This window comes from Falsiruegeria sp. JB4-1 (assembly GCF_055693495.1).
The window spans coordinates 2545618-2567723 of record NZ_JBVFTZ010000001.1 but is presented as its reverse complement, the minus strand read 5'-3'; the positions used below and the strand labels follow the sequence as shown (position 1 = coordinate 2567723).

Below are 22106 nucleotides of genomic sequence, written 5' to 3'. Positions count from 1 at the left end.
AGAAGTGATGATGTTGATCGAGGAAACACCTGTCCCGGACGTGGCGCTGCCGGTGGACCAGTTCAAGGCGCATCTGCGTCTGGGCAGCGGCTTTGCCGAGGATGACGTGCAGGACGATATGCTGAGGGGCTTTCTACGTGCGTCGATTGCGGCGATTGAGGCGCGGATCGGCAAGGTGCTGATCACCCGGGCATTTTCCTGGAGCGTGAATGGCTGGCGCGATCGCGCTGGCGAGGTTCTGCCCGTGGCGCCGGTGCGCGAGATTTCCGCGCTGGTTCTGACGAATGCTGTAGGTGATGAGGCAGCTGTAGCGCTGGGGGACTATCGGCTGGAGAAAGACAGCCAGCGCCCGCGTCTGCGTCCGAAGGGAATTTTGTTGCCTGCGTTGGCGACCGGTGGATCGGCCAAGATCAGTTTCGAGGCCGGGATGGCCGGGGATTGGGGTGGATTGCCTGCGGATCTGGGACAGGCGGTGCTGCTGCTGGCGGCGCACTACTACGAATATCGCGATGAAACCAAGCTGAGCGATGGCTGCATGCCCTTTGGGGTAACCAGCCTGATCCAGCGCTATCGCATCATGCGCTTTGGCTCCGGAGCGGTGCAATGAAGCGGCCGCATCTGAACCGGCGTCTGGTGCTGGAACGCCCGACACGCGCCGCTGATGGGGCGGGTGGTTTTACCCAAGGTTGGGAGACGCTGGGCACGGTTTGGGCTGCCGTCAGTGCGCGCACGGGGCGTGAGACTTCGGTCGGTGGCGCGGCGTTATCGCGGATGAGCTACCGGATTGTTGTGCGCGGTGCGCCGTTGGGAGCGAGCAATCGTCCGTCGCCGGACCAGCGGTTCCGTGATGGCTCGCGTGTTTTCGTGATCCGCGCTGTGGCCGAGTACGACCCGGTCGGGCGGTTCCTGACATGCTTTGCAGATGAAGAGGTAGCGGTATGAGCTATGGAGTGGCAGCGGCGCTGCAGAGTGCGGTTTACGACCTGTTGCAGGTGGATACGAATGTTGATGCCCTTGTAGGCGATGCGATCTATGACGCGCTGCCTGCCGGCACTTTGCCGCAGACCTACGTGCTGCTGGGGCCCGAGGATGTGCGAGATGCCTCTGACAAAACGGGCCGGGGTGCACGGCATCAGTTCACTATTTCCATTGTATCCGAAGTGGCGGGGTTTGCGGCGGCCAAGCAGGTTGCAGCAGCCATTGGGGACGCCTTGGCGAATGCCTCACTGACGCTCAACCGAGGGCGGGTCGTGGGGCTGTGGTTTGAGCGGGCAACGGCGCGTCGCACGGGCTCAACTGGGCAGATCCGGCAGATCGATCTGCGGTTCCGGGCCCGCGTGGAAGACAACTAATCAACCAATCACTGGAGAGACGATATGGGTGCTCAAAACGGTAAAGACCTGTTGATCAAGGTCGACATGAATGGTGCCGGTCAGTTCGAGACCGTCGCAGGCCTGCGCGCTACGCGGGTGAGTTTCAACGCAGAAAGCGTGGATGTTACCAGCTTGGAGAGCCAGGGCGGGTGGCGTGAACTGCTGTCGGGGGCAGGGGTCAAGTCGGCCTCGATCTCGGGCTCGGGAGTGTTCAAGGACGAGGGCACAGATGAGCGTACGCGGCAGCTGTTTTTTGATGGTGTGACACCTGCGTTCCAGGTGATCATCCCGGACTTCGGCACGGTCGAGGGGCCGTTTCAGGTGACCGCGATCGAGTATGCAGGTTCGCACAATGGTGAGGCGACCTATGAGCTGAGCCTGGCAAGTGCGGGTGCGCTGACCTTTACGGCGCTGTGATCCGATGGCCAATCCGTGGACGGGAGAGGTGGCATTGACCATCGATGGAGAGCGGCGGGTGCTCAAGTTAACGCTGGGCGCATTGGCCGAACTGGAAGACAGCCTGGAGTGTGGCTCGCTCATCGAGCTGGTTCAGCGGTTTGAAGAGGCCGCTTTTTCCAGCCGCGATGTGCTGGCGCTGATCCTGGCGGGGTTGCGTGGTGGCGGTACGGATGTTGACCGCGCCGACCTGCTGAAGGCCGAGATCGAAGGCGGGCCGCTGGCGGCTGCGCGCGCGGCTGGCACCCTATTGGCGCGGGCCTTTGTCCTGCCTGAAGGGGCATGAGCGGCTTTGACTGGCCCGCGTTGATGCGGGCCAGCCTTTACGGATTGAGACTGACGCCAGAGCAGTTTTGGCGTCTGACACCTGCTGAACTGAAGTTGATGCTGGGGCAAGACGGTGCCTCGGCCCCGTTGAACCGGGCTGGTCTGGAGGCACTGCTTGAGGCCTATCCGGATCAAAAACAAGGAGAGTGTGATGGCCGAGAGTGAGAGCTTTATCGAGCTGGAGGACGCCAGCGAAAGCGCATCCCAGTGCGGTGCGTGGAACCAACATGAGTTTGGCCGAATTGGGTCGCGCGTCTGAAACGACCGACAAGGCGGTGGCAAGTTTGGTCAAGGACATGTCCGGGTTGGAGCGCGGCATGCGCTCGGGCTTGAAAGGTGCGTTCGAGGATCTGGTGTTCGAGGGTGGCAAGCTGTCGGATGTGATGAAGGATGCGGCCAGCTCTGTCGTGCGTTCAACCTACAACGCGGCTGTAAACCCAGCCATTGATGGTATTGCTGGATCGATCTCCAGCGGTATTGGCGACTTTGTTGGTGGGTTGTTTGGATTTGCCAAGGGTGGGAGCTTTTCGCAGGGGCGGGTCATGCCGTTTGCCAATGGTGGTGTCGTTAATGGGCCGGTGACCTTTCCCATGCGTGGTGGCACCGGTCTGATGGGTGAAGCTGGCCCCGAGGCTATCATGCCGCTGACACGTGGTGCCGATGGCAAGCTGGGCGTGCGCAGTGCAGGCGGGGGACGGCCTGTGAGCGTAGTCATGAACATTTCAACACCAGATGCACAAAGCTTTCAGCGCTCGCAGGGGCAGATCGCGGCGCAAATGACCCGCGCATTGAACCGCGGCAACCGCAATCGCTGAGACGGGGAGACAGAGATGAACTTTCATGAAGTGAGATTTCCTGCCAATTTGAGCTTTGGTTCTGTTGGGGGCCCCGAGCGTCGTACTGACGTAGTGACGCTCGCCAACGGGTTTGAGGAACGCAACACGCCTTGGGCACATTCGCGCCGTCGATATGACGCCGGACTGGGAATGCGATCCTTGGATGACATCGAAACCTTGATCGCGTTCTACGAGGCGCGACAAGGCCAGATGTTCGGTTTCCGCTGGAAGGATTGGTCCGACTACAAGACCAGTAGGGCAACAGGTGAAGTGGCGTTTGACGACCAGCTCATTGGGGCGGGTGACGGGGTAACCACGCGCTTTCAATTGAGCAAGACGTATCGTTCTGGTGAATTTACCTATCAGCGACCCATCTCCAAGCCCGTTTTGGGAACAGTTCGTGTGGGCGTCGAGCAAGATGAGCTTAAGGAGAAAGTGGACTATGAATTGGATCTCAGTACGGGAGAGGTGAACTTTATGCACCCTCCGGCTGATCGCATGTCGATTGTGGCTGGGTTCGAATTTGATGTCCCAGTGCGATTTGACACCGACAGGATTCAGACCAGCGTGGCCAGTTTTCAAGCTGGTGATGTGCCAAACGTTCCTGTTGTCGAAGTCAGGGTGTGATCAGACCGATGGATATTCAATTCAAAGCTCACCTTCAGTCCGGATTGACCACTCTGGCTCGATGCTGGTGCATTCATCGAGCAGATGGTCAGAAACATGGGTTTACGGACCATGATCGGAATCTAACGTTCGACGGTATCGTATTTCGGGCCGATACTGGACTGACTGCTCTTGCAGTAGAGCAAAGCACCGGATTGTCAGTAGACAATACAGAGGCCTTGGGTGCGTTCAGCGACGTATCAGTGAAAGCCGAAGACATAGAAGCAGGCCGCTTTGATGGAGCCGAGGTCATGGCATGGCTCGTAAATTGGGCTGATCCTGATATGCGTTGGCTACAATTTCGCGGGACAATCGGGGAACTTCGCAGGTCAGGTAACGCCTTTCAGGCCGAACTGCGCGGGTTGACCGAAGCATTGAACCAGCCGACAGGCCGAATTTTTCAAAAACCGTGTACAGCGGTTTTGGGGGATGGGACTTGTCGGTTCGCTAGGGATACTCCGGGATACTCGGTCGATTTGGACGTAGAGACCATCGACAACAATCTGGTACTTGTCTGGCCTGAATTGTCGGGGTTCGAGCACGGTTGGTTCGAGAGGGGACAAATATCAGTCTTGACCGGCTCGGCCAATGGGCTTGGAGCTTTGATCAAGCGCGACGTTATCAATGAGGGGTCACGCGAGATCCACATGTGGGAACCAATCCGGGGCGGGCTTAAGGTCGGGGATAGGGTCAGGCTTTTGGCCGGGTGCGATAAGCGCATGGAAACTTGCCGTCTGAAATTCAATAATGTGGTGAATTTTCAGGGGTTTCCCGACATTCCTTCAGAGGATTGGGTTATGGCTGTTCCCAAGCAATCGGGCGCCAACAGCGGTGGGAGCCTACGGTGACACCTGAGCAGAAGAAGATCGTCAAAGCTGCGCTGTCCTGGGTAGGCACGCCATACGTGCATCAAGCGTCGACAAAGGGGGCCGGTAGTGATTGCCTTGGACTGGTTCGAGGTGTTTGGCGAGAGCTTTTTGGAGCCGAGCCGGAACAAGTTCCCGCCTATTCGATGGATTGGTCAGAGCCGCAACAAGAAGAGCGATTGTGGGCTGCGGCCTGTCGCCACCTGCTCGATGCTGAAGGTTGTGCAATCGAACCAGGGCAAGTCCTTTTGTTCCGGATGCGTGACAGATCTGTAGCCAAGCATGTGGGTATCGCAACAGCGGTTTCCCCGTGTCGCTTTGTGCACGCTTACACCGGACACGGTGTTGTTGAAAGCCAACTTAGCCTTCCATGGGCCAGAAGGTTGGCATCGCGTTTTGAATTTCCTTTGGAGGTTAACTGATGGCGACAATTCTATTTTCTGCGGCCGGAGCCGCGATTGGCGGCTCGGTTGGGGGAACAGTCGCTGGGTTGGCATCGGCAGTTGTCGGTAGAGCCGTCGGAGCCACCGCTGGTCGTGTAATCGATCAGCGCCTTCTGGGCAGTGGAAGTGACGCGGTCGAAACCGGCCGCGTGGACCGTTTTCGCCTGACCCAAACAGGCGAGGGTGCGGCGATCTCGGGCGTGTTCGGGCGTGTAAGAACCGGTGGGCAAGTGATTTGGGCTTCGGATTTCAAAGAAAGCTCAGAGACTTACGGCGGTGGTAAAGGTGCTCGGCCGAAACCCGCAACAACAAAATTCAGCTATACGGTGTCCTTGGCCGTGGCAGTTTGCGAGGGTGAAATTTCTTCGATCGGTCGGGTTTGGGCCGATGGTGAAGAGGTCGCCTTGCAAGATCTGAACATACGGGTTTATCCGGGGTCTGCTGATCAGTTGCCAGATCCGGTGATCGAAGCAATCGAGGGCGCCGGTCAGGTTCCGGCTTATCGTGGTACGGCCTATGTGGTTATGGAAGACTTACCGCTTGAGCCTTTCGGCAATCGCGTCCCGCAGTTTTCGTTTGAAGTGGTACGACTGGATCAGCCGGACCAGCCTGGTTTTGAGAACACTGTCGCCCAAGCACTTAAGGGTGTGGCGGTGATCCCAGTGCACCGGGGAGTATGCTTTGGCGACATCGCAGATCAATTATTCCGATGGTCCTGGCAGTACATGGGCTGCCAACGTGAACTCACCGTCGGGCAAGAGTGATTTTGTGACGTCGATCGACGCTTTGGAGGGGGAACTACCGCAATGCGACGCGACATCGTTGGTTGTCTCTTGGTTTGGTAACGATCTTCGGTGCGGTGAATGTGTTTTGGAGCCCAAGGTGGGCAAGAAGACCATTGAGGGTGTCAATATGCCATGGTCGGTTTCCGGCCTCTCACGCTCTGCAGCCAGCGAAGTGCCTAAGGTCGATGATCGCCCTGTGTACGGAGCCACACCTGCAGACGCATCTGTCGTGGAATCGATCAAGCATCTGAAGGATCGCGGAAAGCGGGTGATGTTTTACCCCTTCATCCTGATGGATCAATTACAGGGAAATACCTTGCCTGATCCTTGGAGTGAAAATGACGCACAACCCAGCTTGCCATGGCGCGGGCGGATCACTCTCAGTTCAGCGCCGGGAATGGACGGGAGCCCGGATAAAACATCTGTTGCAGATGCTGAAGTCGCTGCATTTGTCGGAACCGTGCAAGCCTCAGATTTTGTAGTTGGGGATGGTGTCGTCACATACACTGGCCCTGAAGAGTGGAGCTTCAGCCGTTTCATTCTTCATTACGCGGCCCTGTGTACAGCAGCAGGAGGGGTTGATTCCTTCTGTGTCGGATCGGAATTACGTGGCCTGACCCAAATTCGGGGCGCGACAGGTTTTCCGATGGTGGATGCTCTCAAGACACTAACGGGTCAGGTGCGTCTGCTTCTCGGCGGCGAAACCAAGATAGGGTATGCGGCAGATTGGTCAGAATACTTTGGCTATAGTCCCAGCTTTGAAAAAGGTAGCCGGTATTTTCATCTAGACCCGTTGTGGGCAGACCCTGACATCGACTTTATTGGCATCGACAACTACATGCCCCTGTCGGATTGGCGTGATGAAGAGGATCATCTTGACGCGTCGGCTGGATGGAAAAGCATCTATGAAGAAGCTTATTTGCAAAGCAATGTTGAGGGCGGCGAGGGATACGATTGGTACTACCATTCGGCCGAAGCTCGGGCTGCGCAAATTCGAACTGAGATCAAGGACGAGGCACATCAGGAACATTGGATCTGGCGTTACAAGGACCTGCGTGGATGGTGGTCCAATGCACACCATGATCGGATTGAAGGTGAACGGCAAACGGAAGCATCACCTTGGGTCCCGATGTCAAAGCCGATCTGGTTCACGGAATTTGGATGCGGCGCTGTCGACAAGGGCACCAACCAACCCAACAAATTTCTCGACCCGAAGTCTTCGGAATCCAGTTTGCCTTATTTTTCAAAAGGCTTCCGAGACGACCTGATACAACATCAGTATCTAAAGGCGTTTATTGGGCATTGGGCCGACCCTAAGAGTAATCCGGTTTCATCGGAGTATGATGGCCATATGATCGATATGGACAATGCGTTTGCCTGGTCGTGGGATGCCCGTCCATTTCCAGCATTTCCTAACAAGCGCGATCTTTGGAGTGACGGCGAAAACTACGCACGGGGACATTGGCTGAATGGTCGAAGTGGAGGGCGAACGCTGGCTTCAGTGGTCGCCGAGATTTGCCGAAAGGCCGGATTGAAGGCTTTCGACGTCAGTGCGCTGTATGGAACTGTGCATGGATACAGCATCGATCAAGTCGGGGATGCCCGTTCGGCTTTGCAGCCGTTGATGTTAAAATACGGCTTTGATGCAGTTGACCGCGATGGTGTTCTGCAATTTGTAACCAGAGGGCAGAAAACGGCAGTTGAATTGTCGATGGATGACTTTGCCTTATCAGACAACCTGTCCGGCGCCATAGAACACACTCGAGATGCAGAAGCAGAAATGACCGGCCGTGTTCGCCTTCGGTTCATTCAGGCCGGAGCAGATCATGATGCAGTGTCTGAAGAGGCAGTTCTTTCTGATGATTCGACCCATGCTGTAGCGGCAAGCGAGATTCCGTTGGCTATGTCTCGGGCGGATGGGCGCCAAACAGTAGAACGTTGGCTGGCAGAAGCGAGAGTGTCTCGCGATAGAGTGCGCTTCGGCTTGCCGCTGTCCAAGCTGGACCTGGGAGCCGGGGACGTTGTGGCATTGAACGGCCCGTCGGGCGGTGAACCAGGGCTGTACAGAATTGACCGTGTTGAGCAATCCGATCGCCAGATGATCGAAGCTGTTCGAACGGAACCAAAACTCTACGAACCGGTGGAAATGCTGGATGATCTGCCGGGTGTCAAAGAGTTTGTCCCACCGCTCCCTGTGTTCCCGCAGTTTCTGGACTTGCCATTGCTCACAGGGGATGAGGTGCCGCACGCCCCCCATCTGGCGGTGACAGCGAACCCTTGGCCGGGGACGGCGGCACTATATTCATCGGACAGCGATAACAATTACGCCTTGGACGAGATCATCGCGACGCGTTCTGTGATTGGTACCACGGAAACAGAATTGATCCGAGCAGCGGCCGGAGTATGGGACCGTGGTCAGTCACTTCAGGTCAAACTGATCACCGGTGCATTTGAGAGCAAGCCGACTGAAGCCGTTCTAAATGGCGCCAATTTGTGTGCAATTGGTGATGGAAGCAGCGGCAACTGGGAGCTGTTTCAGTTTCAGTCAGCTGATCTGGTCGCGCCCAATACGTATCTGCTGTCGAACCGTTTGAGAGGACAGGCAGGAACTGATGCTGCGATGCCCGAGACTTGGCCCGCGGGTTCGGTCGTTGTGTTACTAGATGAACATGTGGTTCAGATACCTCTCAAGTCTGCGCAACGCAGGCTCGCAAGGCACTACCGTATCGGACCTGCTCGACGTGGCTACGAAGATCCCACCTATGTTCATCGGATTGAAGCATTCGATGGAAATGGGTTGCGACCCTATTCGCCAGTACATTTGACTGTCAGCCAAGCGCCGAACGGAAGCTGCGACATCAGTTGGATCCGACGTACGCGAATAGAAGGTGATGACTGGTCAGGAATCGACGTGCCCTTGGGTGAAGAAAGTGAAGCTTATCTGGTGCGCATTCTCATTGGACAGCAGGTTGTTCGCGAGGAGGTGGTGAACACTCCTAGTTGGAGCTACGCAGCTACGGCTCAGGCAAGCGATGGGGTATCGGTGCCCTATATTGTTGAAGTTGCACAGATATCAGCCAGATTCGGCCCGGGTTTGGCGGCTCGAAAGGTCGTCAACGGCTAGGTCAGAACGAATACTCCTGGTGGCAGACGGTTTGGTTTGCCACCAGGTCATTCCAGTGAATGTACGGCGAAAATATTGTTCATACTTTCAGTTGTGTGATCAGCACGTTCAAGAATTTTCATGGGCGATCCCTTTGCGCTGGGGTGTTTCTACGTTACATAAGGTGTCTCGCTAAACGCTAGGACATCGAGCCATGGTAGAAACACGCGCACAGATTTCGACGGTCGATCCGGTTTGGAATCAGATTACCACCGAAGCCCAGGATGCCGTTCGTTCAGAGCCTCTGATGGGCGGGTTGGTTCATGCCTGTATCCTGCATCACAAATCGCTGGAGAAGGCTCTGTCATACCGTATCGCGGCTAAGCTGGCCTCGAACGAGATGTCGATGGTTGTACTGCGAGAAATTGCGGATACAGCCTATCAGGAGAACCCGGATTTGGTCGAGGCGGCGCGTGCCGACCTAGTTGCTGTGTATGAGCGCGACCCAGCCTGCTATCGCCTGCTGCAGCCAATCCTTTACTTTAAAGGGTACCAGGCGATGCAGGGGTATCGCGTCGGCCATTGGCTGTGGACACAGGGCAAAAAGGACCTGGCTTATTTCTTTCAGATGCGGATATCCGAGATTTTTGGCATCGACATTCATCCCGGTGCCCGAATCGGTCGCGGCATCATGATTGACCATGCCCATTCCATCGTTATCGGTGAAACCGCCGTGGTGGGTGACAATGTCTCGATGCTACATTCCGTTACGCTTGGCGGAACCGGCAAGGAAGAAGAAGACCGCCATCCCAAGATCGAAGACGGCGTGTTGATCGGCGCTGGAGCTAAGGTTTTGGGAAATATCCGTGTTGGTCATTGCAGCCGCATCGCCGCAGGCTCGGTCGTGCTGTCAGAGGTGCCGCCGTGTAAGACCGTGGCGGGCATCCCGGCCAAGATCGTGGGCGAGGCTGGCTGCGAACAACCCTCCGTCAGCATGGACCACATGCTGGGACCTGACGCGGGTTAAGTGCATTCCAAGAAAAAAGGGGCGGCCTGAGAAATCAGGCCGCCCCTTTTTTCGTGTCTAGATGATGGCCTTAGGCCAGCATCATCATTGGGTTTTCAAGGTTTTCGACGATGGCTTTGAGCAGGTTCGCCCCAAGTGCGCCGTCGATAACGCGGTGATCGACCGACATGGTGACCGACATGACGGTGGCCACGGTCAGCTCGCCATCCGTGCCCACAACCGGTTTTTTGACGCCTGTGCCGACGGCCAGGATGCCTGCATGTGGCGGGTTCACGATGGCGTCGAAGTTGTCGATGCCGAACATACCCAGATTCGAGATGGCGAAGGTGCCGCCTTGATATTCATGCGGAGCCAGTTTGCGCTCGCGTGCACGGCTAAGCCAGATCCTTCATTTCGGTCGAGAGCGCCGAGAGTGACTTGGTGTCAGCATCCTGCAGGACGGGGGTGAAAAGACCGCCCTCAATGGCGACGGCAACAGCCACGTCCGAAGGTTTCAGTTGCAGCACTCGGTCACCGGCCCAGACGGCGTTGCATTCCGGAACCTGTTGCAGGGCGTTGGCTACGGCTTTGATGATAAAGTCGTTGACGCTGAGCTTGATGCCGCGCCCTTCGAGCTGTTTGTTGAGCTGGCCGCGAAACTTGAGCAGCGCATCCAGTTGGATGTCGCGGCGCAGGTAGAAATGCGGGATGGTCTGCTTGGCTTCGGACAGGCGTGCGGCGATGGTCTTGCGCATGCCGTCGAGTTTGATTTCCTCGTACTCGCGACCCTCGTACATGCGGGCGACCATATCAGCCGAGGGGCCCGTGGCCGGGGCGGCGGCAGGTGCGGCTGTGGGCGCAGCGGCGGCAGCCGGGGCTGGAGCCGTTGCCGTGGCCCCTTCGACGTCCGCCTTGACGATGCGGCCATGCGGGCCGGAACCTGCGATCTGCGCCAGATCCAGGCCTTTTTGGGCAGCGATGCGGCGCGCCAAAGGCGATGCGAATACACGGCCACCGTCGGCTTTGACCGGCGCCGCCGGAGCCGGGCTGGTCGCAGGGGCGGGCGCCTCGGAGCCCCCTGCGGGGGCCACCTCGTTGCCCGCGGCGGCTGCGGGAGCAGCCGCTGGCGTTGCGCCGATATCGTCCGCGCTTTCGCCGTCTTCGAGCAGGATGGCGATCAGGGTGTTGACCTTGACGCCTTCGGTGCCTTCAGCGACCAGGATCTTGCCAACGACGCCTTCGTCGACGGCTTCGAATTCCATCGTCGCCTTGTCGGTTTCAATCTCGGCCAGCAGGTCGCCCGAGGCAACGGTGTCGCCTTCCTTGACGAGCCATTTGGCCAGGGTGCCTTCCTCCATCGTGGGGGAGAGGGCAGGCATCAGGATTTCGGTGGGCATGTCAGCGCTCCTCAATCAATGTGATTTGGTCAAATGGGGGCCGGGGAGCCCCCTTGCCGCGTGCCAGTTTGGCAATTGCGGCTTCGATCTTGTTTTTGTTCTCGGCCATCCAGACGTATGCCATCTGATGGGAGGGCCTGGAGCCGAAAAGGCGGAGGTCGGCGGCCAGTCGTTCAGGAACCAGAGCTGTCACTTTACGTCCATCCACTTCGTGGGTGACGTGGTAACATTCGGTTCCTGGATCACGACCCCGAACCTCCATCCGTTCAGCGGTAGGTCACTTGCTTGACCGCTGCGATTACCTCGTCCGTGGTCACCAGCGCCAGCTTTTCCAGGTTGGCGGCATAAGGCATCGGGACATCTTTGCCGGTGAGATTGATAACAGGCGCGTCTAGGTAATCGAACGCTTCCTGCATCACGACAGAAGAGATGTAGCTGCCGACGGATCCTTGGGGCCAGCCTTCTTCGACGGTAACGAGGCGGTTGGTTTTCATCACCGAGTTGATGATCGAGCCGGTGTCCATCGGACGCAGTGTGCGCAGGTCGATGACTTCGGCTGAGATGCCTTCTTCGGCAAGTTTGTCAGCCGCTTCCAGAGCATACTGCAAGCCGATGCCGAAGGAGACGATGGTCACATCCGTACCCTCGCGCCAGATGCGGGCCTTGCCGAAGGGAACTGTGAAATCATCCATGACTGGCACGTCGAACGAGCGACCATAGAGGATTTCGTTTTCCAGGAAGACCACAGGGTTGTTGTCGCGGATGGCGGTTTTCATCAGACCTTTGGCGTCCGAGGCCGAGTAAGGCATGACGACCTTCAAACCAGGGATCTGCATGTACCAGGCGGCATAGTCCTGGCTGTGTTGCGCACCCACGCGGGCGGCGGCGCCGTTGGGACCGCGGAAGACCATGGGCGCACCCATCTGACCGCCGGACATATAGAGCGTCTTGGCGGCAGAATTCAGGATGTGGTCGATGGCCTGCATCGCAAAGTTGAACGTCATGAATTCAACGATCGGGCGCAGACCGGCCATGGCCGAACCTGTGGCGATACCTGCAAAGCCGTGCTCGGTGATCGGCGTGTCGATGACGCGCTTGGGTCCGAACTCGTCCAGCATGCCTTGAGACACTTTGTAGGCACCTTGATATTCTGCGACTTCTTCGCCCATCAAATAGACGTCTTCGTCGCGGCGCATCTCTTCGGCCATGGCGTCGCGTAGCGCTTCGCGTACGGTCTGCTGTTTCATTTCAGTGCCTTCGGGCCAATCTGGGGTCAGATCAACCTGGGGTGCAGCGGGAGCTGCAACCGCTGGGGCAGGGGCGGGCGCCTCAACCGCGACAGGCGCGGCATCGTTGCCCGCGGCGGCGGCCGCTGGCGCACCAACGATGGCGTCGGCGCTTTCGCCTTCTTCAAGTAGGACGGCGATGGGGGTGTTCACCTTGACCCCTTCGGTGCCTTCAGTCACCAGGATCTTGCCGATGGTGCCTTCGTCCACCGCCTCGAATTCCATCGTGGCTTTGTCAGTTTCGATCTCGGCCATGATATCGCCCGAGGATACGGTGTCGCCCTCTTTGACCAGCCATTTGGCCAGCGTGCCTTCCTCCATGGTCGGCGACAGGGCGGGCATGAGAATTTCGGTTGCCATGTCTATCTTTCCCCTCAGGCGTAAATGTCAGTCCAGAGCTCTTCAACAGCGGGCTCGGGGCTTTCCTTGGCGAAATCGGCGGCCGCGTTCACCACGTCCTTGATTTCCTTGTCGATGGCCTTGAGGTCATCTTCGCTGGCGTGCTTGCCGGTCAGCAACATCGAACGGACCTGTTCGATCGGGTCACGCTCTTCGCGCATTTTCTGTACCTCTTCGCGGGTCCGGTATTTCGCCGGGTCCGACATGGAGTGACCACGATAGCGATAGGTCTTGATCTCAAGGATGTAGGGGCCTTTGCCTGCGCGGCAGTGCGCCACGGCCTTTTCGCCAGCTTCCTTGACCGCCAGCACGTTCATGCCGTCGACTGCCTCGCCGGGGATGCCGAATGCCTCTCCACGGGTGTAAATGTCGGGTGTCGATGTTGAACGCGTCTGCGCAGTGCCCATGGCGTATTGGTTATTCTCAATCACGAAAATCACCGGAAGATCCCAGATGGCGGCCATATTGAACGCCTCGTACACCTGGCCCTGGTTCGCGGCGCCATCCCCAAAATAGGTGAAAGTCACACGTCCGTTGCCCTTGTACTTGTCAGCAAAGGCGGTAAGCCCCCAAGGGAACCTGCGCGCCTACGATACCGTGGCCGCCGTAGAAATGCTTCTCTTTCGAGAACATGTGCATAGAGCCGCCTTTACCCTTGGACAGGCCACCCTCGCGACCTGTCAGCTCGGCCATGACGCCGCCAGGGTCCATGCCGCAAGCCAACATGTGGCCGTGATCACGATAGGATGTGATACGCTTGTCGCCTTCTTCGGCAGCAGCCTCGAGGCCCACAACAACGGCCTCTTGCCCGATGTAAAGGTGACAGAACCCACCGATCAGGCCCATGCCATAAAGTTGCCCTGCCTTTTCTTCGAATCGGCGGATCAGCAACATTTCCTTGTAGTAGTGTAAAAGTTCTTCAGCGGAAACGTTTGGTTTTTTTGTACTTTTTCGCGCGGCCATCGTGGCGATCTCCCCTTCCGGCAAGATAGTTTAGCGTTAAACTATCTAATAGAGCATTTCCCACGGCAAGGCGAGTAAAATTGTGACGCGGGGTAACATCGCGCCAAGTTTTGCTTAAATCGCCCGATGCGATTTTCGGGCACTTGGTTAACCGATGCTCCAAAAACGGGATACTTCTAACCAAACGTATCATTGCAAGGCTGCTGGCCGCCTGCAGAATGAATGGAAGACCTGCATTGGCCTAAACTATGAGGGAGGTTCACCCGCCTCTGGCTTCTTGAGGGCGTGTACCTTGAATAGTCGGGCGTTGTGAGAGCTCAGCGAATGACGATTTCGTCGGCTCGCAGCAAGCCCAAGACTGACCGCGCTTGTTGATCAAGCAGATCAAGGTCCAGATAGCTGTCAGACAAACGCAGGGTCAGATTGCCCATCTCTTCGATTTCGGCGTTGAGCAAATCGAGATCACGAGCAAGCATGTCAGCTTCAGCGGCAATCTCGGCCCGGCGAAACAGTCCGAAATCGCCTTGCACGGCGGCAAAGGTGAAATACGTGCCCAAGGCAAAGGTCACGGCAAAAAAGAGCAGGGCGCCAAAGCTGGGTCTGTTGGATCGTGTCACGCCGATTACTGCCTTTAAAAAACTGCCGCCAGCACCCTTAACGGGCGTCTAGCTGCACTATGGCACAGTCGAGATCACCTTGTGAATCCCCAAATTGACTGAGGATTCACTTTGTTTTCAAACGGTAACAGCGTGTTATTTCTGATCTACTGCGGCAGCTTCCAAAGCGGCTACGCCGGGCAGGACCTTACCTTCCATCCATTCCAGGAATGCCCCCCGCAGTCGAGATGTAAGAGAAATCACCAGCCGCACCTGAAGCGTTCAACGCGGCGACGGTATCACCGCCCCCTGCAACCGATATCAGTTGCCCCGCGCGGGTCATTGCGGCAGCCTTGAGAGCAGCAGCGTTTGTCGCGGCATCAAAAGGTTCGAGCTCAAAGGCCCCCAAAGGGCCGTTCCAGATCACGGTCTTGCTTTGGTCGAAGATCTCGGTAATGCGCGAGACGCTGTCGGGTCCTGCGTCCAGGATCATGCCCTCGTCGGGGCACTTATCCGCAGGCAATACCTGATGGGGCGCGTGACTTGCAAAGGTCTCGGCCACAACGATGTCCGATGGCAAGATGATCTGACAACCCAGAGTTTCCGCTTTGGCGATGATCTCGGCAGCGGTGTCTTTCATGATACGTTCAGCCAGCGACTTACCTACATTCAGGCCTTTAGCGACCAGAAAAGTGTTGGCCATGCCGCCACCGATCACCAGGTAATCCACCTTTTCGATCAGATTGCTCAACAGTTCCAGCTTGGTCGACACCTTGGCCCCGCCCACAACTGCTGTCACCGGGCGTTCAGGCTGACCAAGCGCGCTTTCCAGAGCTTCAAGCTCGGCTTGCATCAAACGGCTAGGCACAGGCTGGTAGCAGACGTGCCAGAGCTTCGGTCGAGGAATGCGCGCGGTGAGCCGCCGAGAAAGCGTCATTGCAGTAGACGTCGCCCAGCCTAGCCATGCCTGCAGCCAGGTCCGGGTCGTTCTTGGTTTCCGAGGCGTGAAAACGGGTGTTTTCCAGCAGAAGAACTTCTCCTGGCTGCATTTGTTCGGCGGCCAGTTCGGCCTCGGTGCCTACACAATCAGCAGCGAACAGCACTTTGGTTTCGAACGCACGTTCCAGCGTTGGCAGCAGCTGGTTCAGCGATAGGTTCTCACGGCGCTCGCCACCAGGGCGACCAAAGTGCGCAAGCAGGATCGGACGGCCTCCGGCGGCCAGGATGTCGCGTACTGTGGGTGCGATGCGGCGGATGCGGGTCGAGTCAGTCACAACCCCGTCCACGATCGGCACGTTGATGTCCACGCGCACCAAAACGCGTTTGCCGCTCAGATCCATGTCGTCGAGTGTTTTCCAGGCCATCATCTGCTCCGTTCAAAATCAACAAAACTTCGCTGCTCTTTCCCCGGAATCGGGCCTCAGGTCAATGCGTGACTTGGCATTCGGGCAGGGGGCGCTTAGGTATTCGCTCAACAACTTGCTACAGGAGGGCCCAATGGCCGAGATCAAGGATCCAGAAAACACCGTCATCGTCGAGCTGAAGGGCGGCAATGTCGTTATCGAGCTGCTGGCAGATGTGGCACCCAAGCACGCCGAGCGGATGAAGGAATTGGCGCGCGCAGGTGAATATGACAACGTTGCCTTTCACCGTGTGATCGATGGCTTCATGGCGCAGACCGGCGACGTGCAACACGGCGACATGGAAGATGGGTTCAACCTGCGTATGGCAGGAACCGGTGGTTCCTCGATGCCCAACGTTCCGGCCGAGTTCTCGAAACTGCCGCATGACCGTGGCACCTTGGGCGCGGCACGTTCGGCCAACCCCGACAGCGCCAATTCGCAGTTCTTCATCAATTTCAAGGACAACCACTTCCTGAACGGCCAATACACTGTTTACGGCCGTGTCATCGAAGGTATGGAGCATGTCGACGCCATCGTGCGCGGCGAGCCGCCTGCAAGCCCCGACCGCATGATCAGCGTCAAGGTTGCCGCAGATGCATAAGCTGGCAGCTGTCTTTGCGCTGATGGCCAGCCCTGCGCTGGCTACAGGTTTGCAGATCGAAGTCGAAGGCGAAGCCAACGGCACGATCACCATCGACCTGCTGGAAGATGTGGCTCCCAAGCATGTGGAACAGATCGCGGCTCTGGCCGCCGACGGTCAGTATGATGGCGTGGTGTTCCACCGCGTGATCGACGGCTTTATGGCGCAGACAGGCGATGTCGAGTTCGGAAAACTGGGTGGTAATATGGCCGCTGCGGGTCGTGGTGGCTCCAGCCGTCCGGACCTGCCCGCCGAATTCTCGGACATCCCGTTTGATCGCGGTGTCGTGGGAATGGCGCGTTCGCAGAACCCGAACTCGGCCAACTCACAGTTTTTTATCATGTTCGATCCGGGCCACTTTCTGAACGGGCAATACACCGTTGTGGGTAAGGTCACCGGTGGCATGGACGTGGTTGATCAGATCAAACTGGGTACGGGCCAGAATGGTGCTGTGATCGGTCAGCCGGATGTCATGAAAAAGGTCACCGTGACCGAGTGATGCTTTTAGCGGTGTCCCACACTGGGACACCGCACCTTTGGTCAAATCTGCGTGTTGGGGACTATCCAGTCCCGCTTCGTGCTTGCAGACTTTCCGTGTCGAAACACTTCAAAGGTGTGACTCATGCGCGGACTGCTTGCTTTCCTCTTTTTTCTGGTCGCCACCTCCGTATTGGCTAACCCTGAGTTCTGGCGCAGCGAATGGCCCGACACTGATTTCTCGCGCAGCAGCATCAAGAACTGGGGAGAAATCCTGTCAGGCGGCCCGCCCAAGGATGGCATTCCAGCGCTTAGCAACCCAAGCTTCCTGCGAGCAGACGATGAACGCCGGATCAAGGGCCGCGAGCCTGTGATTACAGTGGAAATAGACGGGGCCCAGCCACGGGCCTATCCAATTCGCTATCTCATGTGGCATGAGATTGTGAATGACACCGTTGGCGGCATTCCGGTGGCGGTGACGTTTTGTCCGCTTTGCAATTCAGGGATCACATTTGATCGGCGCGTCCAAGGGCGGGTGCTTTCTTTTGGCGTTTCGGGCAAGCTACGTCACTCGGACATGGTGATGTATGATCGCGAAACCCAAAGCTGGTGGCAGCAGGCCATTGGTGAAGCTATCGTAGGGGAGTTGACCGGCACCAAATTGCAGGCGTTGCCAAGCTGGATGGAAAGCTGGTCAGAATTCAAGGCTCGCAATCCGCAAGGGTTGGTGATGGTCGAGCCGAGCTACAATCGATCCTACGGCCGAAACCCCTACGAAGGGTACGACAGCTTGAAACGTCCGTTCCTCTATTCCGGAGAAGTGCCACCCCATGGCATTCCGGCGCTTGCACGTGTTGTTCGGGTAGGTGGCCGAGCCTGGCCTGTATCGCGCCTGCGAGACACGCCCGACGTACAGGAGGCGGGGGTAAGGCTCATCTGGAAGGCGGGACAAGCTTCGGCTCTGGACACGGGCCGCATTGCACGTGGCAAAGATGTGGGCAGCATACGTGTGACGGACGAGGAGGGACGCGATCTGCCTCATGACGTCATGTTCGCATTTGCGTTTCACGCTTTTTGGCCTGATGGTCAGTGGATGCTGGGCCGCTAAGTGGAAAACGGTAAATCGCAATTGCCCAACGCGTTGAATCCATGGGTTTTAACGCGTTGGTTTACTCATTTGAGGTCGAATGAGCCGAGTTAGGTCTATTCGTCAGTAAAAGTGTAAGACCCCATGTCACACAGATCGAGACCAAAGTCCTCGAAGGCGGTCCCATCCGAGAACTGCCCTCGAATGTCATAAACGCAGGTGTTCAGCCCGTCTGCGATCACCACACCGATTTCATAGTCAGGTGCCAGGTATCCGCCCTCGAGCAGGTTCTCGTCCCATTCATCAGATGAAGCGGGGCTAACGTTGAAGCCGGTCATGTCCGCGCTGGAGTCGTTGATGAGCAGAAATTCAAGGTCTTCAGCCTGGGCGATTGTGCCAAAGGTGAGCGCCGCAACCGCAGCTGTCAGTAAAATACGTTTCATTGTTCTTTCCTACATTTGCAAACCTGCTGTTGCGTAGATCACGGACAGAGGTTCGAAGGAGATGTTGCGAAAAAACGTTAAAGGTTAAAGAGCTTAAGTCTGGAATTGCCCTAAAAAACTTCCCTCCAAAAGAAAACGCCAACGCCGGGGGATACCCTGCGTTGGCGTTCAGCGTCTTGTCGGCGCGTTAGCGCGAGATTACTTGCCTTCGTTCGGGGCCGCGGCCGGGGCTGCAGCCGGGTTGGCAGCAGGTTTGGTCGAGCGGCCCGGGTTCAACGGATCGTCCTGACGCTGCACGGACCCCTCAAAATGGGCACCGCTTTCGATCGCGATGGTTTTGTGGATGATGTCGCCTTCGACGCGTGCAGTCGATGTCAGGCGCACCTTCAAGCCACGTACGCGACCCACGATGCGACCGTTGATCACAACGTCATCGGCGGTCACTTCACCTTTTATCGTGGCGCTTTCGCCAATAGTCAGCAGATGCGCTCGGATATCGCCTTCGACGGTGCCCTCGACCTGGATGTCACCAGTGGTCTTCATGTTGCCAGTGATGTGCAGGTCCGACGACAGTACGGATGCGGGTGGCTTGGCTTTGGGGGCGCTGGCTTTGAAATCGCTTTGGGCAGGCGCTGCCGGTGCAGAGGTCGGGGCCGCCGGTTTAGCAGCAGCTTCTGGGGCCTTGGTGCCCGGCTCGTTGATTTTGCTCTTAGAAAACATTTCTTGCAGCCTTGATGTAGATCATGGGGTTTACGGGTCTTCCGTTCACGCGTACCTCATAATGGAGATGGGTGCCAGTCGACCGTCCGGTGCTACCCATATCAGCAATATGATCCCCGCGCGAGACCCTTTGGCCTTTCTTGACGCGAGATCCGTGTATTGTGAGCGTAAAGTGTCTCGATTCCAAAGGCATGCTGGATTTTGACCAAGCGTCCGAACCCGGATTGCCAGCTCGCATGCGTCACAACGCCGTCGGCGGTTGCAAAGATGTCGGTGCCGTGGGGGCCAGCAAAATCCGAACCATTATGCATGCGACGTCCGCCGGTCTTTGGATCGCGGCGATAACCAAAGCCGCTGGTATAGCGGACAGCAGAGCGAACCGGGCTGGCAAATGGCGCTTTCTCAGCGGCGATGCGATAAAAATTCAACTGCTCCATCTGCTGTAACAGACGGTTCGCGCGGGCCTCGTCGGCCGAGGGTTCTTTACCGCGCGTGCTCAGGGATAAAGGGGTGAGCGGACCGCCCTGACCGCTATATCCACGCCGCACCTGTTCGATGATGCGGTCCGTGGGCATGCCTGCGCTTCGGAACATCTTGTCCAACGGCTCAACCGAAACGGTCATCGCCTCTTCCAGCTGTCGGAAAATCTGATCGTTCTGTTCCCGCATCAGGCGGATTTCCAACTCCAGTTCATCACGCTGATCCAGAGCGTCTTGCGCATCCGTGATGACCTGATCGCGTTGCTGCGCCGTGCGTTCCAGCGCATCCGCCATAAAGGTCATCTGAACTGGCGCAGCGGCGGCGACATTGTGCACCGCAGTTTCATCCTGATTTTGCTGCTGTAACTGTGCCAGGGTGTCTCGCGCGGCTTCGCGATCCTTCATTGTGTGTCGCAGCGTTGTCTGGATTACGTCGATCCCGGTTTCCAATTCGCGGCGGCGGGTTTCGGATTCCAGAAGTTCGGACTGCATAACCGATATCTGTGCCAAAGCAGCGTTGAACCGTTCCTGCGCGGCCAAGGCCTCTTCGGCTCTTGCATCGCGTTCCGATGAAAGTGCGTTCAATCTGTCCTGATAAGTGGCCTGATCTCGCTTTGCCTGCTCCCGGAAATTGCCTGATCCGATGCTGTCCATCAACAAAATCGCCGTTGTGATGATTGTCCATGCAACGACCAAGGTCACACCAGCATACGCAACGAGTTGAGTTTCCGGACGCAACCGGATGAACCGAGTGTCGGTATCAGATTTAAGAAACAGTCGGCGTTCGGGAAAAACCCTTTCCAGGAACGCGTGTATCTTGATTGCCAGACGTGTTCGCACGCGTCTTTCCTTGTATTACCCCTCCGTCAGCCTTTGAATGAGTGTTCATCGGCCTTGGGCCGTTTGAATAGCCAGACCGAGCCGTTTGAGCAAGTTTGTTGAATCCGTCAGCGATTCTGACGGGGTTTCGCGCCTAACATGAGCGGATTGTTGCCGATTGATTGGGTTTTTCCCCTGTAGTTCAGTCAGTTGCCACGAAAGTGTGTGGTTGCCCTGCTGATCTGCCTGGGATTGATCAGCGTCCAGGCGTAGTTGGGCAAACCTTTGGGACAGCTGACTTCAGAGCAACTGCTCAGCGAACGTGTGGCGGGTATTCTTCGGCCAAAGGCCAGTAAAAGTCCGGAGGTAAACCCGCATCTGCGCGTTTTTCCTCGTTGAACGGCGGCTTCAGCCCACCCTTGAAGTATTGACGTACAAGGGTGTGAAACACCTCCTTTGGATCGCTGTTTTCACGGCCGCAGATGAAATTGAACCACTTAGACCCGTATGCAACGTGGCTGACCTCTTCGCGGTATATCGTTTCAAGGCTTTCAACTGCTGCGCTTTCACCGGCTTTTTTGAATATCTCTATCATTCCAGGCGTTACATCCAGGCCTCGGGCTTCAAGCACCATCGGGACAATGGCAAGCCGTCCCTGGAAGTCCTGTGCCGTGTCCGTCGCAGCGCGCCACATTCCGGCGTGGGCGGGCAGGGCGCCATAGTGACTGCCCATGTCTTCCAGGCAATCGCAGATCAGGTTGAAGTGTTTCGATTCTTCTTCTGCCGCTTGAACCCAATCGTCATAGAACCCCATTGGCATCTGGATATGGGAGTAGCGGGCGATGATGTCCCAATGCAGGTCCACAGCGTTGAGTTCGATATGGGCGACCGCGTGCAACAGTGCTATGCGCCCGGTCGGCGATCCAGGTTTTCGTTTCGGCACATCGCGAGGGCTAAGCAACTCTGGCTTTTGCGGACGTGCAGGGTGGTCTGGGGGTGCGCAGGTTCCGATTTCAATTGGCTTTCCCTGGGCCCGGGCAGATTTCCAAAGGTTGGCATAAGCGCGTGATTTTTGAGTTTTCAGGCGCCCGTCCGACGTTGAAAGAACATCGACGGCCATTTCGGTCAGTGACTTGTCAAGAGTCGCGCCAGTGTCGCTTAGAATTGGATCACTCATGAGGTTGATGTTCCTAAAGCTCAATAGGTTCAATTGCTTAGAGCCGTTTCCTTATGTTCCGACTGCGAAGGCAATGGTCAATTCAATTGGGTCTCGAAGACCTCGTCTAGGACGGTTGACCGGCTTTATTGCTGCTCAGCTGTTAGGGCGCAAGCGGTAAGCCAAAAAAACCGGGGTTGTTCCGGCTTTGCGAGATGGATGAGAAAAAGTCATGAGCAATGGATAATTTTGTCATGCGTTGCCAGTTTTTTTGAATTGGTTGCGTCCAGTGACGCGTCTTCAAGCCAAGCCTTTAGGCTAAAACAACATACCTACAAGAGGCGCGCCCTCTCTCCCTCAAACTGCAAACGGTAGGATTC

Annotated in this window: 21 protein-coding genes and 4 pseudogenes; 15 read left to right on the top strand and 10 right to left on the bottom strand. The window is 57.0% G+C overall.

Features of this window, described 5'->3' with window-relative positions; genetic code table 11:
* The first annotated feature begins 7 nt into the window (after positions 1–7).
* From ACZ1HE_RS13085 to cysE, 12 genes and pseudogenes are all read left to right on the top strand, one after another.
* Complete coding sequence (locus tag ACZ1HE_RS13085) at positions 8–607, top strand: head-tail connector protein (RefSeq protein ID WP_472621426.1); 600 nt, start codon at positions 8–10, stop codon at positions 605–607.
* Positions 604–942 carry a head-tail adaptor protein gene (locus ACZ1HE_RS13080; protein ID WP_472621424.1) on the top strand — a complete coding sequence of 113 codons (339 nt, stop codon included), beginning with the start codon at positions 604–606 and terminating at the stop codon, positions 940–942. The genes ACZ1HE_RS13085 and ACZ1HE_RS13080 overlap by 4 nt, the downstream gene beginning before the upstream one ends.
* Complete coding sequence (locus ACZ1HE_RS13075) at positions 939–1352, top strand: DUF3168 domain-containing protein (RefSeq protein ID WP_472621422.1); 414 nt, start codon at positions 939–941, stop codon at positions 1350–1352. Before ACZ1HE_RS13080 ends, ACZ1HE_RS13075 begins: the two co-directional genes overlap by 4 nt.
* A 24-nt stretch (positions 1353–1376) precedes the next feature.
* Entirely contained in the window at positions 1377–1790 is a 414-nt protein-coding gene (locus ACZ1HE_RS13070; protein ID WP_472621420.1) for a phage major tail protein, TP901-1 family, read from the top strand.
* 4 nt (positions 1791–1794) lie between these two features.
* The gene (locus ACZ1HE_RS13065) at positions 1795–2115 is read left to right on the top strand and encodes a gene transfer agent family protein (protein WP_472621418.1); all 321 of its coding nucleotides are present in this window, start codon (positions 1795–1797) and stop codon (positions 2113–2115) included.
* Positions 2112–2321, top strand: a complete 210-nt coding sequence (locus ACZ1HE_RS13060; RefSeq protein WP_472621416.1) for a rcc01693 family protein — start codon at positions 2112–2114, stop codon at positions 2319–2321. The genes ACZ1HE_RS13065 and ACZ1HE_RS13060 overlap by 4 nt, the downstream gene beginning before the upstream one ends.
* A gap of 62 nt (positions 2322–2383) precedes the next feature.
* A complete protein-coding gene (locus tag ACZ1HE_RS13055) occupies positions 2384–2971 on the top strand; it encodes a phage tail tape measure protein (RefSeq protein WP_472621414.1) in 588 nt (195 codons plus the stop codon).
* A gap of 15 nt (positions 2972–2986) precedes the next feature.
* Positions 2987–3619, top strand: coding sequence for a phage distal tail protein, Rcc01695 family (locus ACZ1HE_RS13050; RefSeq protein WP_472621412.1), 633 nt, complete (start codon positions 2987–2989; stop codon positions 3617–3619).
* Positions 3620–3627: 8 nt separating this feature from the next.
* Positions 3628–4506 carry a DUF2163 domain-containing protein gene (locus ACZ1HE_RS13045; protein ID WP_472621410.1) on the top strand — a complete coding sequence of 293 codons (879 nt, stop codon included), beginning with the start codon at positions 3628–3630 and terminating at the stop codon, positions 4504–4506.
* Positions 4503–4946, top strand: a complete 444-nt coding sequence (locus ACZ1HE_RS13040) for an NlpC/P60 family protein (protein ID WP_472621408.1) — start codon at positions 4503–4505, stop codon at positions 4944–4946. The genes ACZ1HE_RS13045 and ACZ1HE_RS13040 overlap by 4 nt, the downstream gene beginning before the upstream one ends.
* A pseudogene (locus ACZ1HE_RS13035) lies at positions 4946–8876 on the top strand (baseplate multidomain protein megatron). Before ACZ1HE_RS13040 ends, ACZ1HE_RS13035 begins: the two are co-directional and overlap by 1 nt.
* 193 nt (positions 8877–9069) lie before the next feature.
* On the top strand, positions 9070–9882 hold the full coding sequence (cysE, locus tag ACZ1HE_RS13030) for a serine O-acetyltransferase (RefSeq protein ID WP_472621406.1): 813 nt from the start codon (positions 9070–9072) through the stop codon (positions 9880–9882).
* A gap of 70 nt (positions 9883–9952) precedes the next feature.
* Here the strand turns inward: cysE and ACZ1HE_RS13025 are convergent.
* From ACZ1HE_RS13025 to ACZ1HE_RS13005, 5 genes and pseudogenes are all read right to left on the bottom strand, one after another.
* Positions 9953–11258, bottom strand: a pseudogene (locus tag ACZ1HE_RS13025) (pyruvate dehydrogenase complex dihydrolipoamide acetyltransferase).
* A 266-nt stretch (positions 11259–11524) separates the two neighbouring features.
* Positions 11525–12904 (bottom strand): pyruvate dehydrogenase complex E1 component subunit beta, encoded by a 1380-nt coding sequence (locus tag ACZ1HE_RS13020; RefSeq protein WP_472621404.1) that lies wholly within the window; start codon positions 12902–12904, stop codon positions 11525–11527.
* Positions 12905–12918: 14 nt separating this feature from the next.
* Positions 12919–13906 (bottom strand): annotated as a pseudogene (pdhA, locus tag ACZ1HE_RS13015) (pyruvate dehydrogenase (acetyl-transferring) E1 component subunit alpha).
* Between the two features lie 317 nt (positions 13907–14223).
* On the bottom strand, positions 14224–14523 hold the full coding sequence (locus tag ACZ1HE_RS13010) for an FtsB family cell division protein (protein WP_472621402.1): 300 nt from the start codon (positions 14521–14523) through the stop codon (positions 14224–14226).
* A gap of 135 nt (positions 14524–14658) precedes the next feature.
* Positions 14659–15866: pseudogene (locus ACZ1HE_RS13005) on the bottom strand (phosphoglycerate kinase).
* A gap of 133 nt (positions 15867–15999) precedes the next feature.
* Between ACZ1HE_RS13005 and ACZ1HE_RS13000 the strand changes: the two are divergent.
* The 3 genes from ACZ1HE_RS13000 (at position 16000) to ACZ1HE_RS12990 (ending at position 18130) form a co-directional block, all read left to right on the top strand.
* A complete protein-coding gene (locus ACZ1HE_RS13000; RefSeq protein ID WP_472621400.1) occupies positions 16000–16506 on the top strand; it encodes a peptidylprolyl isomerase in 507 nt (168 codons plus the stop codon).
* Positions 16499–17044 carry a peptidylprolyl isomerase gene (locus tag ACZ1HE_RS12995; protein WP_472621398.1) on the top strand — a complete coding sequence of 182 codons (546 nt, stop codon included), beginning with the start codon at positions 16499–16501 and terminating at the stop codon, positions 17042–17044. Before ACZ1HE_RS13000 ends, ACZ1HE_RS12995 begins: the two co-directional genes overlap by 8 nt.
* Before the next feature lie 123 nt (positions 17045–17167).
* Positions 17168–18130 (top strand): DUF3179 domain-containing protein, encoded by a 963-nt coding sequence (locus ACZ1HE_RS12990; protein WP_472621396.1) that lies wholly within the window; start codon positions 17168–17170, stop codon positions 18128–18130.
* A 95-nt stretch (positions 18131–18225) separates the two neighbouring features.
* Here ACZ1HE_RS12990 and ACZ1HE_RS12985 read toward each other — a convergent pair whose 3' ends face one another.
* The 5 genes from ACZ1HE_RS12985 to ACZ1HE_RS12965 form a co-directional block, all read right to left on the bottom strand.
* On the bottom strand, positions 18226–18552 hold the full coding sequence (locus ACZ1HE_RS12985) for a hypothetical protein (RefSeq protein WP_472621394.1): 327 nt from the start codon (positions 18550–18552) through the stop codon (positions 18226–18228).
* Positions 18553–18750: 198 nt separating this feature from the next.
* Positions 18751–19272 carry a bactofilin family protein gene (locus tag ACZ1HE_RS12980; protein ID WP_472621392.1) on the bottom strand — a complete coding sequence of 174 codons (522 nt, stop codon included), beginning with the start codon at positions 19270–19272 and terminating at the stop codon, positions 18751–18753.
* Positions 19262–19465, bottom strand: coding sequence for a M23 family metallopeptidase (locus ACZ1HE_RS12975; protein ID WP_472621390.1), 204 nt, complete (start codon positions 19463–19465; stop codon positions 19262–19264). Before ACZ1HE_RS12975 ends, ACZ1HE_RS12980 begins: the two co-directional genes overlap by 11 nt.
* Complete coding sequence (locus ACZ1HE_RS12970) at positions 19374–20591, bottom strand: M23 family metallopeptidase (protein WP_472621388.1); 1218 nt, start codon at positions 20589–20591, stop codon at positions 19374–19376. Before ACZ1HE_RS12970 ends, ACZ1HE_RS12975 begins: the two co-directional genes overlap by 92 nt.
* Positions 20592–20883: 292 nt before the next feature.
* A complete protein-coding gene (locus ACZ1HE_RS12965; protein WP_472621386.1) occupies positions 20884–21747 on the bottom strand; it encodes a ferritin-like domain-containing protein in 864 nt (287 codons plus the stop codon).
* Positions 21748–22106: the final 359 nt, after the last annotated feature.

Coding starts and splice junctions, on each gene's coding strand:
- ACZ1HE_RS13085 (WP_472621426.1), top strand. CDS start 8: ATGATGTTGATCGAGGAAACACCTGTCCCGGACGTGGCGCTGCCGGTG.
- ACZ1HE_RS13080 (WP_472621424.1), top strand. CDS start 604: ATGAAGCGGCCGCATCTGAACCGGCGTCTGGTGCTGGAACGCCCGACA.
- ACZ1HE_RS13075 (WP_472621422.1), top strand. CDS start 939: ATGAGCTATGGAGTGGCAGCGGCGCTGCAGAGTGCGGTTTACGACCTG.
- ACZ1HE_RS13070 (WP_472621420.1), top strand. CDS start 1,377: ATGGGTGCTCAAAACGGTAAAGACCTGTTGATCAAGGTCGACATGAAT.
- ACZ1HE_RS13065 (WP_472621418.1), top strand. CDS start 1,795: ATGGCCAATCCGTGGACGGGAGAGGTGGCATTGACCATCGATGGAGAG.
- ACZ1HE_RS13060 (WP_472621416.1), top strand. CDS start 2,112: ATGAGCGGCTTTGACTGGCCCGCGTTGATGCGGGCCAGCCTTTACGGA.
- ACZ1HE_RS13055 (WP_472621414.1), top strand. CDS start 2,384: ATGAGTTTGGCCGAATTGGGTCGCGCGTCTGAAACGACCGACAAGGCG.
- ACZ1HE_RS13050 (WP_472621412.1), top strand. CDS start 2,987: ATGAACTTTCATGAAGTGAGATTTCCTGCCAATTTGAGCTTTGGTTCT.
- ACZ1HE_RS13045 (WP_472621410.1), top strand. CDS start 3,628: ATGGATATTCAATTCAAAGCTCACCTTCAGTCCGGATTGACCACTCTG.
- cysE (WP_472621406.1), top strand. CDS start 9,070: ATGGTAGAAACACGCGCACAGATTTCGACGGTCGATCCGGTTTGGAAT.
- ACZ1HE_RS13020 (WP_472621404.1), bottom strand. CDS start 12,904: ATGGCAACCGAAATTCTCATGCCCGCCCTGTCGCCGACCATGGAGGAA.
- ACZ1HE_RS13000 (WP_472621400.1), top strand. CDS start 16,000: ATGGCCGAGATCAAGGATCCAGAAAACACCGTCATCGTCGAGCTGAAG.
- ACZ1HE_RS12995 (WP_472621398.1), top strand. CDS start 16,499: ATGCATAAGCTGGCAGCTGTCTTTGCGCTGATGGCCAGCCCTGCGCTG.
- ACZ1HE_RS12990 (WP_472621396.1), top strand. CDS start 17,168: ATGCGCGGACTGCTTGCTTTCCTCTTTTTTCTGGTCGCCACCTCCGTA.
- ACZ1HE_RS12985 (WP_472621394.1), bottom strand. CDS start 18,552: ATGAAACGTATTTTACTGACAGCTGCGGTTGCGGCGCTCACCTTTGGC.
- ACZ1HE_RS12980 (WP_472621392.1), bottom strand. CDS start 19,272: ATGTTTTCTAAGAGCAAAATCAACGAGCCGGGCACCAAGGCCCCAGAA.
- ACZ1HE_RS12975 (WP_472621390.1), bottom strand. CDS start 19,465: ATGCCTTTGGAATCGAGACACTTTACGCTCACAATACACGGATCTCGC.
- ACZ1HE_RS12965 (WP_472621386.1), bottom strand. CDS start 21,747: ATGAGTGATCCAATTCTAAGCGACACTGGCGCGACTCTTGACAAGTCA.